The organism is Psychrobacter sp. 16-MNA-CIBAN-0192 (assembly GCF_040309565.1).
In the GTDB taxonomy this organism is placed as follows: Bacteria; Pseudomonadota; Gammaproteobacteria; order Pseudomonadales; family Moraxellaceae; genus Psychrobacter.
Genome location: NZ_JBEOOX010000517.1, coordinates 1 through 252, shown reverse-complemented (window position 1 = coordinate 252; position 252 = coordinate 1). Strand labels below are relative to the sequence as shown.

Sequence of the window (252 nt, the reverse complement as noted above, 5' to 3'; positions counted from 1 at the left end):
ATGTGATGCAGCGTATTAGCCGTTTTCAATACAAAGTAGAGAATGTTGCCGGTGTGCAATCAGCGGTAAGCTTAAGCTCGGTAGCGCAGTCGGTAAATGCCGGTTATAACGAAGGTAACCTTAAATGGCAAAGCCTGCCACGTAACTCTGCAAGCTTAGTACAATCTACCTCGCGGGTAGAAACCAGCACGGGGTTACTCAACGGCGATTGCTCAGTGATGCCAGTGATTATCTTTTTAGATGATCATAAAG

General features: G+C 46.0%; 1 protein-coding gene. It reads left to right on the top strand.

Annotated features, from left to right (window positions below; all coding sequences use genetic code 11):
* A partial coding sequence (locus AAEY78_RS14200; RefSeq protein ID WP_352340061.1) for a hypothetical protein occupies positions 1 to 252 on the top strand: 252 nt, incomplete at both ends.